This is a genomic window from Streptomyces sp. NPDC057249 (genome assembly GCF_042669245.1).
Taxonomy (GTDB): domain Bacteria; phylum Actinomycetota; class Actinomycetes; order Streptomycetales; family Streptomycetaceae; genus Streptomyces.
Genome location: NZ_JBHUXS010000004.1, coordinates 60,696 through 77,731, shown reverse-complemented (window position 1 = coordinate 77,731; position 17,036 = coordinate 60,696). Strand labels below are relative to the sequence as shown.

Here is a 17,036-nt window from a genome sequence, read left to right as displayed (position 1 = left end):
CCATACCCCGATCCTGAGCAAGCGCTTAGGGCGACTTCCGGGGGTGGGGCCTCAGAGCTTCTGGAAGGGGTCGTGCTCGGCGAGGATCTTCTCCAGCCGGGCCTGGTCGACCCGGCTGACCAGCTGCCCCGCCTCCTGCCGGTCCCGGACGACCTTGGCCAGGGTGAAGCAGGACGTGACCAGGTACAGGACGCCGATGGCGAGGAAGGCGCGCACCCAGGCGTCGGCGTCGAGGAAGTAGATCCCGAGGGTGACCGCGGCCATCGCGATCCCGAAGGACGCGACGGCCTGCCCGAAGTAGGCGGAGGTGGTCTGCTGTTTGACCGGTGTCGTCTCACTCATGGGCCCAGCATCCGGGGCCATGACCCACGCCACATCCGTCCGGATACTCAGACGGTACTCAGAACGCGGAGACCCCCGTCAGGGCCCGGCCGATGATCAGCTTCTGGATCTGGCTGGTGCCCTCGTAGAGCGTCATCACGCGGGCGTCCCGGAGCAGCTTGCCGACCGGGTACTCGTCGATGTAGCCGTAGCCGCCGAAGACCTGGAGGGCGTTGTTCGCGGCCCGCACGGCGGCCTCGGAGGCGAACAGCTTGGCCCGGGAGGCGGCGGTGGCGAAGTCCTGGCCCCGGTCGACGAGGTCGGCGACCCGCCAGGTGAGCAGGCGGGCGGCCTCGACGTCCACGGAGATGTCGCTGATGAGTTCCTGGACGAGCTGGTAGCCCGCGATGGGCTTCCCGAACTGCTCGCGTTCGCCCGCGTATCCGACGGCCGCGTCCAGGGCCGCCTGGGCGATGCCGACGCAGCCGGCCGCCACCGACATCCGGCCCTTGGCCAGGGCGGACATGGCGATGGAGAAACCCTTGCCCTCGGGTCCCAGCAGGGCGCTCGCGGGCACCCGGACGTCCTCCAGGACCAGTTCGGCGGTGGCCTGGCCGCGTAGGCCGAGCTTGCCGTGGATGGTGCGGCGGGTGAGGCCGGGGGCGTCGGCGGGGACCAGGAAGGCGGAGACGCCCTTGTGACCGGGGGTGTCGTTGGTGCGGGCGAAGAGCAGCACCACGTCGGCCCAGGTGCCGTTGGTGATGAACATCTTGCTGCCGTTGATCACGTAGTCCGCGCCGTCCCGCACGGCCCGGGTCGCCAGGCTGCCCGCGTCCGAGCCGGTGCCGGGTTCGGTGAGCCCGAAGCAGCCGACCGCGTCGCCCGAGGTCAGCCGGGGCAGCCACGCGCGCTTCTGCTCCTCGTCGCCCCAGGCGGCCACGGTCTTGGCGACCAGGCCGAGGGAGACCGAGACGATCCCCCGCACCGAGGAGTCGCCCCGGCCCAGCTCCTCGGTCACCAGGCAGTACGCCAGGTGGTCACCGCCCGAGCCGCCGTACTCCTCGGGGACGGTGAGGCCGAGGAAGCCGAGGGCCCCCAGCTTCTTCACGATCGACTTGTCGACGTTCTCGGACCGGTCCCACTCGGCCGCGTGCGGGGCGACGTCCCGGGTGACGAAGTCCTTCGCGAGCTGCCGGACGGCTTCCTGCTCCTCGCTCAGCTCCAGGTTCATCGGTCGCACCCTCCGCTTTAATTAGCACTGCTAGTTTTTTGATCGCAGGGCCTACTATGTGCCGCATGGCCCGCCCGCGCAAGCCCCTCCTGAGCAGAGAACGCATCGTCGAGACGGCGAGCGCCCTCGTGGACGCCGAAGGGCTCGACGCGGTGTCCACCCGTCGGCTGGCGGCCGAGCTGGGGGTCAGCGGGCCCTCGCTGTACAACCACTTCCGCAACAAGGACGAGATCCTGGACGCGGTCGCCGACGCCGTCTCGGCGCAGGTCGACCTGTCGATGTTCGAGGAGTCCGACGCCCGGGACTGGCGGGCCGCGCTGCACGACTGGGCGGTCTCCTACCGGGCGGCGCTCGCCGCGCATCCGCACATCGTCCCGGTGCTGGCGCAGGGGCCCGGGCGCCGCCCGGCCGGCCTGCGGGTCGCGGACGCCGTCTTCGGGGCCATGGTGCGCGCCGGGTGGCCGCCGGCCCAGGCCACGTACATCGGCGCGCTGATGCGGTACTTCATCACCGGCTCGGCGCTCGGCTCCTTCGCGCGGGGGTTCGTGGACGACGAGACGGCGTACGACCCCGCCGACTACCCGCACCTGGGCCAGGCGCACCTGCTGGCCGAGCGGCGGCAGCAGGTGGACGAGGGGGCCTTCGAGACCGGACTGCGGGCGCTGGTGGACGGGCTCGAACTGCAGTACGCGCAGCTGGAGCCCGCCCACCGCGGAGTGCGGGGTTAGAAGACGACCAGGGCCCGGCCGCCCTTGCCCGCGATCATGTTGTCGAAGGCGGCGGGAATGCCGTCCAGGCCGATGCGCTCGGTGACCATCATGGAGAGGTCGAAGCGGCCCGCCCGGATGTGGTCCGCCAGCACCGGGAGGTCGCGGGCCGGGTCGCTGTTGCCGTAGACGCAGCCCGTCAGGGACCGGCCCCAGTGGAAGATCTCCAGGGCGTTGAAGGTGACCTGCTGGTCCTTGCCGCCGATCCCGACGACCGTGGTGCGGCCGCCCCGCCGGGTGGACTCCCAGGCGCTCCGGATGGTGACCGACCGCCCCACGCACTCGACGGCCACGTCCGCGCCCTGCCCCCCGGTGAGCGCCCGGATGTCCCGGGGCGTGGTCTCCGAGGCGACGACGAAGTCCGTGGCGCCGGCGCGGCGGGCCAGCTCCTCCTTCTCCGGGGAGACGTCCACCGCGATGACCTGCGAGGCGCCGGCGATTCTGGCGGACTGGAGCACGGCGAGACCGACGCCGCCGATGCCGAACACCACCACGGACTCCCCCGCGCGGACCCGGGCGCTGTGGTGGACCGCGCCGTAGCCGGTGAGCACCGCGCAGCCCAGGAGCGCCGCGTCGGTGAGCGGGATGCCGTCCGGGGCGGGCAGCACGCAGTTCCCGGCGACGACGGTCTCCTCGGCGAAGGCGGCGACGTTCAGCCCGGGGCGCAGGTCGGTGCCGTCGGCGGTGCGGGCGTGCAGGTTCCCCGCACCGGCCAGGGCGCCCGCGCAGAGCCACACCTCGCCGATCCCGCAGTGGTGGCAGCTGCCGCAGGAGGGCGCCCAGTTGAGGACGACCCCGTCACCCGGGGCGACATGGGTGACGCCCTCGCCGACCGCGACGACGGTGCCGGCGCCCTCGTGGCCCAGGACGGCGGGGACGGGCACCCTCATCGTGCCGTTGGACAGCGAGAGGTCGGAGTGGCAGACCCCGGCGGCGGCGAGACGGACGCGCACCCGGCCGGGACCGGGCTCCGGCAGGACGATGTCGGTGATCTCCAGCGGAGCTCCGACGGCGGGCAGTACGGCGGCGCGGACCACGGACTTGCTCCTTGCTGATCGACGGGCGCGATCGGTGGGCGTACGGGGCTTGGGGACGGGGTTCTCGGGGACGGGGTTCTCAGAACTGGAGGGACTTGGTCTGGAGGTACTCGGACAGCCCGTGCGCGCCGAGTTCGCGGCCGACGCCGGACTGCTTGTAGCCGCCGAAGGGCGCGAGCGGGTTGAACCGGCCGCCGTTGATGTCGACCTGTCCGGTGTCCATCCGGCGGGCGAAGGCCACGGCCGTCTCGTCGTCGGCCGCCCAGACGGCGCCCGCCAGTCCGTAGACGGTGCCGTTGGCGATGCGGAGCGCGTCGTCCTCGTCCTCGTACCGCAGGATCGAGACGACGGGGCCGAAGATCTCCTCCTGGGCGATCGTCATCTCCGGGGTGACGTCGGCGAACACCGTGGGGCGGACGTAGTAGCCGGTGGGCAGCGGGGCGTCGGGGCCGCCGGCGACGAGGCGGGCGCCCTCCTCGACGCCCTTCTCGATGTAACCGCGCACCCGGGCCTGCTGCTTGGCGTTGACGAGCGGGCCGACCCGCTCCCCGGGCACGTACTTGGCGACGGCCGCCGCCGCGAGCGCCACGGCCTCCTCGTACCGCTCCGCGTCGACCAGCATCCGGGTCCAGGCACTGCACGTCTGGCCGGAGTTGGACATCACGTTGGCGACGCCCACGTTGACCGCCTTGGCGAGGTCCGCGCCGGGCAGGATCACGTTGGCGGACTTGCCGCCCAGTTCCAGCGCGACGCGCTTGACCGCGCCGCCGGCCGTGGCACCGATCTGCCGGCCGACCGCGGTGGACCCGGTGAAGGAGACGAGGTCGACGTCCTCGTGCGCGGCGAGGGCCTGGCCGGCGACCGGGCCGAGGCCGGTGACCAGGTTGAACACGCCCGCGGGCAGCCCGGCCTCGGCGACCGCCTCGGCGAAGAGCTGGGCGGTGAGCGGGGTGTCCTCGGCCGGCTTGAGGACGACCGTGCAGCCGGCGGCCAGCGCGGGGGCGACCTTGGCGACGATCTGGTGCAGCGGGTAGTTCCACGGGGTGATCGCGCCGACGACGCCCACGGGCTCCAGGTACACCGTCGAGTTGCCGTGCCGCTCCTCGAAGGCGTACGTGGCGGCGAGCTCGGCGTACGTCCCGGCGACCAGGACCGGGAGGCCCGCGTGCACGGACACGGCGAGCGCGGGCGGGGCGCCCAGCTCGGCGGTGACCGTCCCGGCGATCTCCTCCGCGCGGACGCCCAGCACGTCGCGGAGCGCGCTGATGCGGGCGGCGCGCTCGGCGGGCGGGGTGGCGGCCCAGCCGGGGAAGGCGGCGCGGGCGGCGCGCACCGCCGCGTCGACGTCCTCGGCGGTGCCGGCCGGGACGTGGCCGATGACCTGCTCGTCCGCCGGGTTCACGACCGCGATCGTGTCCGTTCCCGCGGCGGGCCGCCATGCGCCGCCGATGTACATACCGTCGTGGGCCTTCATCGCTGTTCCTCCCGGACACGGTGACGGACGGGATCGTCCGGAGCCCAAACTAGCGCTGTTAGTTTTCAGGCGCCAGAGACCCCCGTCACGTGCCGGGCTCCCCGTCTACATGTCCAGGCCGGGGACGTCCTTCGGCAGCGGGCAGATGCGGCGGCCCTGGTGGTCGAAGACGTACAGGTGCGCGAGGTCGACCAGGAGGGGCACCTGGCCGCCGGTGCGCAGCATCATGTCGGGCCCGGTCCGCACGACGAGGTCGCTCGCGGTGACGGCGGGGCGGTCCGGGCTGTGCATGCCGGGCGGCAGGTCGTCGGCCTCCGGCGCGTCCAGGACGGCGACGGACCCGCCCACGTAGGAGCTGGCGCGCTCCTTGATCCGCTCCAGCACCCCCGCACCGCCCTGGCCGCCCCGGCGCCTGCGCACCGGGCCCCGGTCGGTGCGGGCCGACTCCAGCTCGGGGACCACGGCGGGCCGGGAGCCGGTGTTGAGGTGGACCAGCGCCTCGTGGCCCTGGTACTCGACGTGCTCCACGATGCCGCTCAGCGCGACCTCGCCCGGGCGGGCGTGGCTGGGCGGGGCGATCCGGACCGCCTCCGAGCGGAGGCCGACGATGATCGGGCGGCCCTGCTGGATGCGCAGGAGCTGGTGGTCGGGGCTGAGCGGTTCGGGCAGCGGGAGCCGCTGGCGGCCCAGGTCGATGGACATCCGGCCCTCCAGGGGCGCGTGCACCACGGCCTGGAGGAGGTTGATCCGGGGCGTCCCGATGAACGCGGCGACGAACACGTTCTCCGGCAGGGCGTAGACCTCGCGCGGCGGGCTGACCTGCTGGAGGACCCCGCCGCGCATGACGGCGACCCGGTGGCCCAGCGACATGGCCTCGGCCTGGTCGTGGGTCACGTACACGGTGGTGACGCCGAGTTCCTTGGTGAGCTGGGCGATCTCGGCGCGCAGGTGGTTGCGGAGCTTGGCGTCGAGGTTGGACAGCGGCTCGTCCATGAGGAAGGCGGACGGCTGGCGCGAGATGGCCCGCCCCATGGCGACCCGCTGGCGCTCGCCGCCGGAGAGCTGGCCGGGGCGGCGGTCCAGGATGCGCTCGATGCCGAGCATCCTGGCCGTGTTCTCGATGCGTTCGGTGTGGTCCAGACGCGGGTTCTCCAGCTTCAGCGGGAAGCCGATGTTGTCCCGGTTGGTCATGGTCGGGTAGAGCGCGAAGTTCTGGAAGACCATGGCCATCCCGCGTTCGCGCGGGGTGAGGTGGTTGGCCGGTTCGCCGTCGAGCAGAATCTCGCCCTCGGTGGTGTCCTCCAGGCCGGCGATCATGCGGAGCACGGTCGACTTGCCGCAGCCCGAGGGGCCCAGCAGGACGACGAATTCGCCCGGGTCTATGGAGAGCGAGAGCTGGTCGACGGCGCGCTGGGACCGTCCGTATGCCTTGCTGACGTTGTGCAGAGTGATGGCGCGAGTCATGTGGTTCCGCCCGGGAGGGTTCGTGATGGAGCGGTGGGGAGCGGCAGCAGTGGCCCGAAATTAGCCCACTGCGCCCGGTGAGGGAATGACTCGCGCAAATTTGGGTATGCCCCGGACCCATTCACAGTCGGGGGAAGGTCAGTCGAGCCGGCGGGCCAGGTAGGCGTGGATGAGTTCGCGGGTCTCGGCGACGAGTGCGTCGTCGCCGGACGGGTCGGTGCGGAAAGCGAGTTTGAGCAGGGCGTCGGCCGCCTCCACGCAGACCAGGATCGCGCGCAGCAGGTCCGCGTCGGCCTCCCGGCCGAGCTGGCCGGCCAGGAGCCCGGCGAGCCGGGACGCGACCCGCTGGTTGGCGTCGTCGGCCGGGTCCTCGTCGGGTGCGGGGGCGCCGAAGTCCACGAGGGCGAAGCCGGGGACGGTGCGCTTCATCGCCAGGTACTCGTCCAGCACGGTGTCGATCGCGCCGCGCCAGTCGGCGCTTTCGACGGCGGTCAGCCGGGCGGTGATGCGCTCGGCGTAGCTGTCCAGGTTGCGGCGGGCCAGCGCGTCGGCCAGGGACCGCTTGTTGGAGAAGAAGCGGTAGACGGAGCCGATGGGCACCCCGGCCCGCTGGGCCACGGCCCGGGTGGACAGCTGCTCGTAGCCGATCTCGTCCAGGAGCCCGGCGCAGGCGTCGAGAATCCGGGTGAGGCGTTCGGCGCTGCGCTGCTGCACCGGGGCGCGGCGGAGGTTGTTCGTGTCGGGCACGCCTTCCATGATGCCGCGGGGCTCCTGCGGCGTTGGCGAGGCCCTAGGCGATGAGCAGGGCGAGACCTCCCACGGTGTACGCGATCATCAGGACGAGCAGCGGGAGTTGGCCGATGACGGCGCGCCGGGGCGGCATGAGCCGTACGGACCTGTCGTGCGCGGCGATGACGCCGAGGACGTGTCCGGTGACGATCGCGACGACCTGGAGGGTGGCGACGCCGCCCGGCCCCAGGGGCGGTTGCGGCGCGGCGGGCCGGTCGGCGCCGAACGCCAGCGCGAGGGTGCGGGGGGCCTCGGTGGCGAAGAGCGTGAAGTAATGGGCGACGAGGTAGCCGAGGGCGATCGGCACCAGTGAGTGGGCGAACGCGGTGAGCGGGTGGGACGGCGTGCCGCAGACCAGCCGGGTGGCGCCCGCGCAGAGTCCGTACAGGCCGGCGACGAGGACGACGGCGCCGAGCAGTCCCAGGGTGGCGGTGGTGGTGCGGCCCAGCTCCGAGGTCTGCACGGTGGTGATCCAGCGCGGCGCGTCGGAGAAGCCGTCGTACGCGGTGGAGCCGAGCAGCACGCAGACGGTGGCGACGAGTCCGGGGAGCCGGGGCGTGGCGTCCAGTCCGTTGAACGGGGACCGGACGACCAGGCGCCCGTCGGCGGGGCGGCGGCCGAACGGGGAGAGCCGGGCGAGGAGGCCCGAGTACACCTCGAAGGCGTCGGCGTGGTCGAACCAGTGCGCGCCGTACACCGCCGCGCCCGCGAGGTGGACGGCCGCGTAGACACCGAGGAACACCAGCAGGGCGGTGGGCGATGCGGGGTCGGGGGCGACGAGTTCCAGCCAGGTGAAGGCGAGGAGCCCGGCGGCGGCGGGCCACATCCCGAGGCGCCCGGGGAGGGGCCGGCCGGTCTCCGGGGCGCGGCCCAGCGCCCGGCAGGCGAGGAGGTGCAGGGTGCGCAGCGGGTTGAGCATCCGCCAGACGGGCCCTAGGAGCAGGGAGGCGGGGACGAGCCCGACCCACAGGAGGACGTAGACCGCGCCGGGTGCCGGGTTGCGGTCCGGGTCGGCGGGGCCGAGGAGCAGCCACAGCGCGACGGCGAGCGCGGCGGCCGGGCCGAGCGCGCGGGCGGTCAGCCGGGTGGCGCGGGCGTCGGCCGCGCGCTGGACGGCGGCCGGGAGCGGACGGCCCGCGCGCTCGCCCGTGAACCGCGAGTCGGACCAGAGGAGCCCGAGCGCGAGGAAGGAGACGAAGAGCGCGGCGAACGCCCCGGCGAAGGCGTAGAAGGGCGAGAGGGGCAGGTCGTGCTGGGCCCCGATGCCGTGGGCGAGGACGCGCACGGCACCGGGGGCGGGGGCGCCCGTCACCGGACGGCGAGCTGGGTCAGCAGGAGGTCCGACTCGTGGGTCTCGACCTCGAAGAGCCCGGTGCGGTCGGCGGTGAACGTGACCGTGACGGTCCGTCCGGCGGGGAGCTGCGCCTCCTTGTCGTAGCCGTGGACGTGCAGGACGTCGTCGCGGTCGCTGCGGACCCGCAGGCGCACGGTGCCGCCCTTCGCGATCTCGGTGCGGCCGGGTGCGGGGCTCACCTTGCCGCCCTCGACGGCGATGTCGACGGTGGTGGTGTCGTCGTCGGGCGTGGCGGCGGGGCTCACGGTGGTGTCGCCGAGCGTGGCGGCGGCCCGGACCGGGGCGGAGCCGACGGCCCAGGCGGTGTGGTCGTCGGCGTACAGGCCGGCGGTGAGCCGGGTGCCGCCTCCGGCCGCGCGGACCAGCGATGCGGGCAGGTGGAACCAGGCGCCGTAGACCCGGGCGAGCGGGTGGCCGTCCAGGAACAGCCGGGCGTGGCCGCGTCCGGCGAGCGCCCCGCCGCCCACGCTGTCCGGGGTGAAGCGGAAGTTGCGCACGGTGAGGTGGACGTTCCAGCCGTCCTCCGTGTCGGGCCGGACGGCGAGGTCCACCTCCGGCGCGCCGGCGGCGTCGACCTGGCGGAGCCGGTGGCCGTCGCCGTCGTCGGCCTTCAGGAGGCGGCCGTTGCTCCCGGTGTCCTCGGCGTGACTGGTGCCGGGCTTGTGGTGGGTGGTCGCCCGGCCCCCGCAGGCGCCCGCGCCGAGGACGAGGACGGCCGCGGTGAGCAGGGCGAGGGCGGGGCGGGCGCGGCTCATGAGGGGTCGCCTTCCGGTTCCGGGGCGGGGGCGTCGGTGCGCGAGGGGGCGGAAGCGGAGGGGGCGGCGACGGTCGCCGGCTCCGGCGCGTCGGCGCCCTCCGTGCCGCCGTCCCCGCCCCCGTCCGCGCCTCCGGCGCGCTCCGCGCCCCGCTCCCCGTGCCGGGCGGCGGCCACGACGGCCCAGACGACCCAGACCAGGCCGAGCAGCCCCCGTACCCAGGCCGGGCTGAGCGGAATCCACGGGATCATGAACACGCCCTTGTCCAGCGCGTCCAGCAGCGTCAGCGCGCCCAGGACCACGGTCACCCAGCCGAACACGGGGCGGGCCGGGCGCAGCGCCAGGCCGATGCCGGTCCACCAGAGCCCGGTCAGCAGCAGCGCGACGGCGGGTACGTAGGTGGCGGCGAGGCCCATGGTCGAGCCGGCCACGTCGAGACCGAGGCCGATGACGCCCAGGGCCGACGCGACCGTGGCGAGCCGGCTCCCCCGCAGCCGCCGCCACCACAGGACCCCGCCGACGAGCACGAGGACCACGGCGATGCCCAGGGCGGCCTGGACCTCGATGCGTTCGATGCCGCGTGCCCCGTACCAGTCGCAGCCGGCCGGCAGCCGGCGGGCCCGTACGTCGTAGTCGGCGCAGACCAGCAGCTGGGCGAGCTTGACCGGTTCGCCGAAGAGCCGGTCGGTGGAGCCGGAGACGTCGCCCCGCCGCTCGCCGCAGCTGGGCAGGGAGCGCGGGGTCGAGGCGCCGGTGTCGGACTGCCAGCAGTTGCCGTCGCCCTGGCCGTCCCACCAGACGTCGGTGCCGTTGGGGCGCGCCCTGCCGTTCTTGTCCTCGCCGAGGTGGTTGCCGGCGTAGCGGTTGTGGTGCGAGGTGTCGGTCTGCTTGCCGAGGGCGTTCTCGCCGCGGATGAAGGCGGGGACGGCGCTGAGGAAGAAGGCCGCGCGGTTCTGCCCGTAGATCCAGTTGTCCTCGTAGCGGTTCCAGTTGCCGCCCGCGGTGATGATGCCGGTGCCCGGGGGCATGGAGATCTGCGGGCAGACGACGCCGTCCTCGTAACCCCGTTCGGCGGGCGGTTTGGCGCAGGTGCCGTCGGCGACGTAGCGGTAGTAGTCGGCGTTGTTGTCGTGGATCAGGTTGCGTTCGAAGCGGGCGTGGTTCTGCGGGAGGCCGGGGTGGCCGGGGAAGGCGCTGTCCATCGAGGCGCCGCCCATGTTGTGGTCGAACTCGTTGTCGTGGACGTAGACGGAGTCCCCTGCGGTGCCGGAGTAGCCGACCATGCTGTGGTGGCTGCGGCAGCCGGTGATCTCGATCGAGTAGCGCGGTACGTCGTAGCCGTAGCCGTCGTTGATGTCCGAGGCGCTGCCGGGGTAGATGCCGGAGTCCCCGTTGCCGTAGGACTCGCAGTTCTTGTACAGGCCGTGGTCGCTGGCGAAGGTCAGGAAGCCGTACTCGTCGTTCCAGCGGGTCAGCACGTCGTCGATGACGAAGCCGTCCTGGGCGAGGACGTAGAGCGAGTTGAAGGTGGTGCGCTGGGCGGTGAAGTTCTTGAAGTAGATCCCGTCGGAGTTGTCCGAGCGGATCGCGTTGAGCTTGCGGTACTTGGCATCGATGACGACGTCCGTGCGGGCGGCGCCGGTGCCCTCGATCTGGAGGTCCTTCTTGCCGAGGATCGCCACCAGGTTCTGGTTGTGCGGGCACCGCGTCTGCTGCTCGTAGCTCAGGATCTGGTAGCCCAGCTTGGAGTCGGGGGCCTTCAGGCGGGCGCACTCCCCCTCCGGGGCGGGCAGCGAGGGCTCCTCCTCGTACAGGCCGGGCAGGATCGCGATGGTCTTCCCGGGTCCGTCGACGGCGTCGACCGCCTGCTGGAGGTGGCGGTAACCGTTGGTGCGGCACCGCTCGAAGAGCGTGAGGTTGCGCGTCCTCAGCGCCTCGGGGAAGCCGGAGATCCGGCGCTCGAAGTCGGCGCGGTCGGTCTTGCAGACCAGGAGGTCGGGCTCGCCGGTGCGGTACACGGGGACGCTGCCGGTGCCGTCGGGCAGGGTGACCGGCCGTTCCTCGTGCGCCTGGGCGGCGGGGGCCGCGAGCAGTACGGCGGCGAGCACCGCCGGAACCGCCAAGAGTCTTCGTGTCCACGACATGTGCGGGAGAGTAGAGCATTGTTCAGCTTTTTGAACCCCTTCTGCACGCCGAATGCCGTTGACTCCCCACGCTTCCATTCCTACGGTTGTACATAGGATTCCTTCGGACGGGAGCGCACATGGGCGGCATCGAGCAGGCGAGGAAGACGGCGGAGGGGCTTGAGCACTCCCCCGGCTTCGGGAATCAACACAGCTCCGAGGCGGTGCCGGGAGCGCTCCCGCACGGGCGCAACTCGCCGCAGCGCGCCCCCCTGGGGCTGTACGCGGAGCAGCTGAGCGGGTCCGCGTTCACCGAGCCCCGCGCCCACAACCACCGCAGCTGGCTGTATCGCATCCGCCCCTCGGCGGCCCATCCCCCGTTCGTCCGCACGGACAACGGCGCGCTGCGCTCGGCCCCCTTCACCGAGACCGTGCCGGACCCGAACCGGCTGCGCTGGGACCCGCTCCCCGAGCCCGCGCCCGGCACGGACTTCGTGGCGGGCCTGTGGACGCTCGGCGGCAACGGCGACGCGGCGCGGCGCACCGGCATGGCGGTGCACCTCTACCACGCCAACGCGGCGATGACGGACCGGGTGTTCAGCGACAGCGACGGCGAACTGCTGATCGTCCCCCAGCACGGCGGGCTGCTCCTGCGCACCGAGCTGGGCCTGCTGCGCGCCGAGCCCGGTCATGTCGCCCTGATCCCGCGCGGCGTCCGCTTCCGGGTCGAGCTGCTGGACGAGACCGCGCGCGGGTACGTCTGCGAGAACTACGGCCGCCCGTTCACGCTCCCCGACCTCGGCCCGATCGGCGCCAACGGCCTCGCCAACGCGCGGGACTTCCTCGCCCCGGTCGCCGCGTACGAGGACGTGGAGCGCCCGGTCGAGGTGATCAACAAGTACTGCGGCAACCTCTGGACGGCGACCTACGACCACTCCCCGCTGGACGTCGTCGCCTGGCACGGCAACCACACCCCGTACGTCTACGACCTGCGCCGGTTCAACGTCATCGGCTCGATCAGCTACGACCATCCGGACCCGTCGATCTTCACCGTGCTGACCTCGCCCTCGGACACGCCGGGCCTGGCCGGGGTCGACTTCGTGGTGTTCGCGCCGCGCTGGCTGGTCGGCGAGGACACCTTCCGCCCGCCGTACTTCCACCGGAACGTGATGAGCGAGTACATGGGCCTGATCGAGGGCGCGTACGACGCGAAGACGGCCGGAAAGGGCGGCTTCGTGCCCGGCGGCGGCTCGCTGCACAACATGATGTCGGCGCACGGCCCGGACCGGGAGACCTTCGAGAAGGCCAGCGCGGCGGAGCTGAAGCCGCAGAAGATCGACGACGGCCTCGCCTTCATGTTCGAGACCCGCTGGCCGGTCACCGCGACCGCGCAGGCCACGACGGCGGACCACCTGCAACAGGGCTACGACGACGTATGGCAGGGTCTGAGCCGCAACTTCAGGCCGTGACGGGCCCCGCCGGGGCCGGCGACGACGCATGCAGGAGGACCAGGTGCCGCAGCCCGCTGCGAACAGCCCCGCGCCCCGGGGCACCGCCTTCGCGCCCGACTCGCTGGTCCTGAACCGCAAGCTGCCGCTGTGGTACCAGGTCTCGCAGTCGCTGCGGGCGTCCATACTGGGCCGCGCCCCGGACGCCACGCTGCGGCTGCCCACCGAGGAGCAGCTCGCGGCGCACTACGGGGTCAGCGTGCTGACCATGCGCCAGGCGCTCAAGGAGCTGGAGACGGAGGGCCTGATCAGCCGGCACCGGCGGCGCGGCACGTTCATCGAGCCGCACGCCCGCCGGGGCTCGCCGGTCCGGCTGCTCGGCTCGATCGACGCGATCGTCGCCCAGCAGTCGGGCGAGCGCTCCACGCTGCTCGACCACGGCCCGGTCCCGGTCCCGGTCGAGGCGGCCGAGCACTTCCCGGGCTGCGCGGAGGTCGTCGGCTACCGCCGGCTGCGCTGCGACGGCACGACCGGCGAGCCGACCAACTGGGCGCAGAACTGGGTGCACCCGGAGGTCGCGGCGGACCTGGACGCGACGGACCTCGACCGGTGGCCGATGACCAAGGTGCTGCGCGACCGGGTCGGCGTCCCGATCTCCCGGATCACCGACACGGTCGAGGCCCGCCTCGCCGACCCGGCCACCGCCGAACTGCTGGGCGTCCCGCTGCTGAGCCCGATCCTGTACTACACGGGCATCACGTACGACGAGGGCGGCCGGGTGGTCGACGTGGCCCGGATTCACTACCGGGGCGACCGCTTCTCGTTCTCGGTGACGGTGGAGGCCCACTGATCGCGCGGCCTGCCGCCGCCCCCGCCGCCGCCGTTACGATGCCGGGGAAGGCGGCGGGGGCGGCAGGCGGGGAGGACGACACGGTGGCAGCACCGGCAGCGGCCGGGTCCGGCGAGGGCCCGGGCGGCCCCCTCCTGGACGACCTCATGCCCTGGTCGGTCCGGCCGCTGCGCACCGGGCGCGCCTGGGTCACCGCCCCGGACGCGGCATCCCTGCGGGCCCGCTGGGACCGCCTCGTGCGGGCGTCCGGCGAGGAGCGCGAGCGGCTGTTCGCCCCGACCCGCGCCCGTACGCAGCACACCGCCGTGACCGCCCTGCCCGGCCGGTCCGGCGCCACCGGCCGCTTCGCCCGCGAGACGGGCCCCTGCCCGGAGCCGGTGCGGGTGCTGCACGGCCCCTACGACGAGCAGTGGCTGATCCCCGACCACCGGCTCATCGACGTGGCCCGGCCCGAGCTGTGGCGGGTCGCCGACGGCCACCAGCTCTTCCTGGTCGAGCACGGCCGGGTGCCGAACGCTCCGGGCCCGGCCGTGTCGGTGACGGCGCTGCTGCCCGACGGCCACTCCCCCGCCGGCCGCCCCGGCCGGGTCCGCCCGCTGTACCGCCGCCCCGGCGGCCTCGAACCCAACCTCGCCCCCGGCCTGCTCCCCGTCCTGCGCGCCCGGTACGGGGACGCGGTCACCGCCGAGTCGGTGCTCGCCTGGATTCTGGCGGCGGCCCGCCCCTCGCCGGCCGGCTGCGTGGTCCCGCTCCCGGCGGACGCCGCGCGCTGGGCGGAGGGGGTGGAGCTGGGCCGCGAGTTGCTGCGGCTCCAGCTGCGCGGGGCGCGCGGGGCGGAGCGCCCCCGGCTCCCGGGCGGGCAGCGGCCCTATGTGCGGGCGGCCGTCCCGCCGGTGCCGGCGTCCCTGTCGTACGACCCCGAGGAGCGGGCGCTCGGCCTGGGCACCGGCCGCGTCTCGCCGGTGCCCGCCGGTGCGTGGGAGTTCCGGGTGAGCGGGGTGCGGGTCCTGGAGCTGTGGTTCGAGCGCCGGGCGGCGGTGTGCGGAGCGCCGGGGGCGGACGCGGCGGGGCTCGACGCGGTCCGGCCGCGCGCCTGGCCGCAGGAGTGGACCTCGGAGCTGCTGGACCTGGTGACGCTCCTCGCCCTCCTCGACGGGCTGCGGCCCCGCCAGGAGGAGCTGGCCGACGCGCTGGCCTCCGGCCCGGGGGCCGGCGAGGAGGAACTGCGGGCGGCGGGGGTGCTGCCGGTGGGAGGGGCGGCACGGCGGCCCGCTTCGGTCCTGGACCATCAGGAGGAGGGTCCGGACGGGCAGTTCGCGCTGCTGTGAGCGGGGCCGGCGCGGCTACTCGGCCAGGGCGGCCGGCCGGTCCAGGTCGCCGAGGAGGCGGACGAAGCCCGTCTCCAGGAAGGCGCGGAGCTCGTCCAGGGCGTCCGGCTCGTCCAGCGGCCAGCTGGTGGCCGCCTCCTCGGCGAAGGCCAGCCAGGCCCGGGTGGCCAGGGCCAGCCGGGGCGACGGCTCCATCCCGAGCCGGCGCTGCCCCTGCGCGACCCGGCGGGCGAGGGTGGCGCGGGTGGCCTCCACGATGTCCTCGGCGGCGGGGTGGCTGCCGGCGGCGCCCCGGAGGAGAGCGCGGAAGATCTTGCGGCGCCCGGTCACGTACGCGACGAAACCGGCGATGAACGCGCGCATCCAGGCGACCGGGTCCAGCGAGGCGTCGGGTTCGGTGGCGGCGGCGAAGTCCTCGCACTCCTGGCGCACCACGGACCGGTAGAAGTCGCGTTTGGAGTCGAAGTAGTGGAAGAGCAGGCCGCGCGATATGCCGGCCCGCCGGGCCACGGCGTCGGTGGAGAGCTCGTCCAGGGAACAATCGGCGAGCATGTCCACGCCAATCGCTACCAATTGCGCCCTTCGCTCGTCGGGGCGCAGACGCGCGGCTCGCTTCTCGGGCATGGGCACAGTGTAGAAGTAGTTCGGCACCGAATTACCTCGGCACCCATGCGGGCCCACCGGACACGGTGCGTGACCGGGTGCGGACATGGCGACGCGCCACTGCCGGCTCCGGGGATGACGGAAGAGCGGGCAGCAGCGCGCTGCGGAGACTCGGGACCGCGGTCGGATCAGTGGCGGCCGCCGAAGAGCGAGCGCCGCAGCCGGCGCAGTGGCGCGAAGAGCGACACCCGTGCACTTCTGCTGCGCCGGGCGTGTCCGGCGTCGCGCGAGGTCAGCTCGCGCATCAGCAGCGTCGCTTCCGCCGCCTCGCGCTGCGGCACGACGGGGCCGCCCAGCACCGCGAGATGACGGTCGAGGCGCGAACTCGTCGCGCTGCTCCCGCATGTAATGGCAGGCACGCGCGCCCTGCTGCGCACCGTTATCTGTTCCATGTCACTCCCCACCCGTACGAGGGCACTCGGCCCGGGCAGGTTAACCCTATCGCCTGCCACCGACACCCGTGTATCCCGGGAGCGGGATTGCGCACACATATACGGAGGTTGACGAGGTGTCGGCGCATCGCGCCGATTCCGGGGCGAGTCGACGGGCGCGCCCCTTCCGGGGCGCGCCACCGCTCTAGTCCAGCGCGTTCAGGACGGGCAGGTAGCCGCCGGACTGGCCGGCGGCGAAGGGGTGGTACGACTCGCCGATGTTCAGCCAGTTGAGGCTGTGCAGCCAGGAGCTTCCGGAGCAGATCTCGTGTCCGGCGAAGGTGCTCGCGACGTCACCGAAGCTGAAGCCGTGGTCGGCGGCGCGCTTGGCGGTGGCCGCGTTGAGGTAGTCGGCGGCGCCGTTGATGGCGCTGCGCACCTTGTCGCTCAGGCCGACGACGCAACTGCCGCCGATCTTGTAGAAGCGCGGGTAGCCGAGGACGACGACATGGGCGGCGGGGGCCTTGGCCTCGATCGCGTCGTACACCGAGTTCAGCTTGCCGGGCAGCGTGGTGTCCACGTAGCTGCGGGCGGTGGCGATGCGGTTGAGGCAGGTGGACTCCGACTGGAGGACGCAGGTCGTCATGACGTCCGCGAAACCGGCGTCGTTGCCGCCGATGGAGATCGAGACGAGGTCGGTCGAGGAGTTCAGCGGCCCGAGCTGATTGGCGATCACATCGCCCGTACGCGCCCCGGAGCAGGCGACGAAGGAGAAGGAGGCGGGCGAGTGGGCGGAGGCCCAGAGGGAGGGGTAAGCCCGGGTGCTGCGCTTGCAGTCACCGCTGGAGCTGATGTAACTCCCGGAGCCGACGCCCGAGGAGTACGAGTCCCCCAGGGCGACGTAGTCGACGGACGATGCGGCGTTCGCGGTGGCCGCCCCGGTCAGGGCGATGACGGCGCCGAGCAGGAGCGAGGACGAGAATGCCACGAGTCTGGACAGTTTCACGGAATCTCCCTTGAGCGACCGGCAGGATCTCTGCCTACTCAGTGGTAGCAGCGCG

Annotated in this window: 16 protein-coding genes; 4 read left to right on the top strand and 12 right to left on the bottom strand. The window is 73.3% G+C overall.

Features of this window, described 5'->3' with window-relative positions:
* Positions 1 to 51: 51 nt before the first annotated feature.
* Together ACFUJY_RS09020 and ACFUJY_RS09015 are read right to left on the bottom strand one after the other, a co-directional pair.
* Positions 52 to 342: a YiaA/YiaB family inner membrane protein gene (locus ACFUJY_RS09020; RefSeq protein WP_164398473.1), complete on the bottom strand. Its 291-nt coding sequence runs from the start codon at positions 340 to 342 to the stop codon at positions 52 to 54.
* 58 nt (positions 343 to 400) lie between these two features.
* Positions 401 to 1,552 carry an acyl-CoA dehydrogenase family protein gene (locus tag ACFUJY_RS09015; protein ID WP_383296675.1) on the bottom strand — a complete coding sequence of 384 codons (1,152 nt, stop codon included), beginning with the start codon at positions 1,550 to 1,552 and terminating at the stop codon, positions 401 to 403.
* Positions 1,553 to 1,617: 65 nt separating this feature from the next.
* Between ACFUJY_RS09015 and ACFUJY_RS09010 the strand changes: the two genes are divergently transcribed.
* The gene (locus ACFUJY_RS09010) at positions 1,618 to 2,280 is read left to right on the top strand and encodes a TetR/AcrR family transcriptional regulator (protein ID WP_383296672.1); all 663 of its coding nucleotides are present in this window, start codon (positions 1,618 to 1,620) and stop codon (positions 2,278 to 2,280) included.
* Here ACFUJY_RS09010 and ACFUJY_RS09005 read toward each other — a convergent pair.
* The 7 genes from ACFUJY_RS09005 to ACFUJY_RS08975 form a co-directional block, all read right to left on the bottom strand.
* Positions 2,277 to 3,356 (bottom strand): Zn-dependent alcohol dehydrogenase, encoded by a 1,080-nt coding sequence (locus tag ACFUJY_RS09005; protein ID WP_383296669.1) that lies wholly within the window; start codon positions 3,354 to 3,356, stop codon positions 2,277 to 2,279. The genes ACFUJY_RS09010 and ACFUJY_RS09005 overlap by 4 nt on opposite strands.
* Positions 3,357 to 3,435: 79 nt before the next feature.
* Positions 3,436 to 4,830, bottom strand: coding sequence for an aldehyde dehydrogenase family protein (locus tag ACFUJY_RS09000; RefSeq protein WP_383296666.1), 1,395 nt, complete (start codon positions 4,828 to 4,830; stop codon positions 3,436 to 3,438).
* Between the two features lie 105 nt (positions 4,831 to 4,935).
* Complete coding sequence (locus ACFUJY_RS08995; RefSeq protein WP_383296663.1) at positions 4,936 to 6,294, bottom strand: ABC transporter ATP-binding protein; 1,359 nt, start codon at positions 6,292 to 6,294, stop codon at positions 4,936 to 4,938.
* 138 nt (positions 6,295 to 6,432) lie between these two features.
* Positions 6,433 to 7,050, bottom strand: coding sequence for a TetR family transcriptional regulator (locus ACFUJY_RS08990; protein ID WP_383296660.1), 618 nt, complete (start codon positions 7,048 to 7,050; stop codon positions 6,433 to 6,435).
* Between the two features lie 34 nt (positions 7,051 to 7,084).
* Entirely contained in the window at positions 7,085 to 8,395 is a 1,311-nt protein-coding gene (locus ACFUJY_RS08985; protein ID WP_383296657.1) for a hypothetical protein, read from the bottom strand.
* Positions 8,392 to 9,192, bottom strand: coding sequence for a hypothetical protein (locus ACFUJY_RS08980; RefSeq protein ID WP_383296654.1), 801 nt, complete (start codon positions 9,190 to 9,192; stop codon positions 8,392 to 8,394). The genes ACFUJY_RS08985 and ACFUJY_RS08980 overlap by 4 nt, the downstream gene beginning before the upstream one ends.
* Positions 9,189 to 11,336, bottom strand: coding sequence for a right-handed parallel beta-helix repeat-containing protein (locus ACFUJY_RS08975; RefSeq protein ID WP_383296650.1), 2,148 nt, complete (start codon positions 11,334 to 11,336; stop codon positions 9,189 to 9,191). The genes ACFUJY_RS08980 and ACFUJY_RS08975 overlap by 4 nt, the downstream gene beginning before the upstream one ends.
* 119 nt (positions 11,337 to 11,455) lie before the next feature.
* On the opposite strand from ACFUJY_RS08975, the gene hmgA reads away from it, so the two are divergent.
* From hmgA to ACFUJY_RS08960, 3 genes are read left to right on the top strand one after another with little or no spacing between them, the layout of a single operon-like run.
* Positions 11,456 to 12,784, top strand: a complete 1,329-nt coding sequence (gene hmgA, locus ACFUJY_RS08970) for a homogentisate 1,2-dioxygenase (protein WP_383296647.1) — start codon at positions 11,456 to 11,458, stop codon at positions 12,782 to 12,784.
* Between the two features lie 28 nt (positions 12,785 to 12,812).
* A complete protein-coding gene (locus ACFUJY_RS08965; RefSeq protein ID WP_383296644.1) occupies positions 12,813 to 13,613 on the top strand; it encodes a GntR family transcriptional regulator in 801 nt (266 codons plus the stop codon).
* Positions 13,614 to 13,651: 38 nt separating this feature from the next.
* Positions 13,652 to 14,941 carry a type ISP restriction/modification enzyme gene (locus ACFUJY_RS08960; RefSeq protein ID WP_383296641.1) on the top strand — a complete coding sequence of 430 codons (1,290 nt, stop codon included), beginning with the start codon at positions 13,652 to 13,654 and terminating at the stop codon, positions 14,939 to 14,941.
* A 15-nt stretch (positions 14,942 to 14,956) separates the two neighbouring features.
* Here the strand turns inward: ACFUJY_RS08960 and ACFUJY_RS08955 are convergent, their stop codons facing one another.
* The 3 genes from ACFUJY_RS08955 to ACFUJY_RS08945 all read right to left on the bottom strand — a co-directional run bounded on the left by ACFUJY_RS08955 (position 14,957) and on the right by ACFUJY_RS08945 (position 16,963).
* Positions 14,957 to 15,493: a TetR/AcrR family transcriptional regulator gene (locus tag ACFUJY_RS08955; protein WP_383296638.1), complete on the bottom strand. Its 537-nt coding sequence runs from the start codon at positions 15,491 to 15,493 to the stop codon at positions 14,957 to 14,959.
* A gap of 239 nt (positions 15,494 to 15,732) precedes the next feature.
* Positions 15,733 to 15,996 (bottom strand): hypothetical protein, encoded by a 264-nt coding sequence (locus ACFUJY_RS08950; RefSeq protein WP_383296636.1) that lies wholly within the window; start codon positions 15,994 to 15,996, stop codon positions 15,733 to 15,735.
* Positions 15,997 to 16,180: 184 nt separating this feature from the next.
* Complete coding sequence (locus tag ACFUJY_RS08945; protein WP_383297450.1) at positions 16,181 to 16,963, bottom strand: SGNH/GDSL hydrolase family protein; 783 nt, start codon at positions 16,961 to 16,963, stop codon at positions 16,181 to 16,183.
* Positions 16,964 to 17,036: the final 73 nt, after the last annotated feature.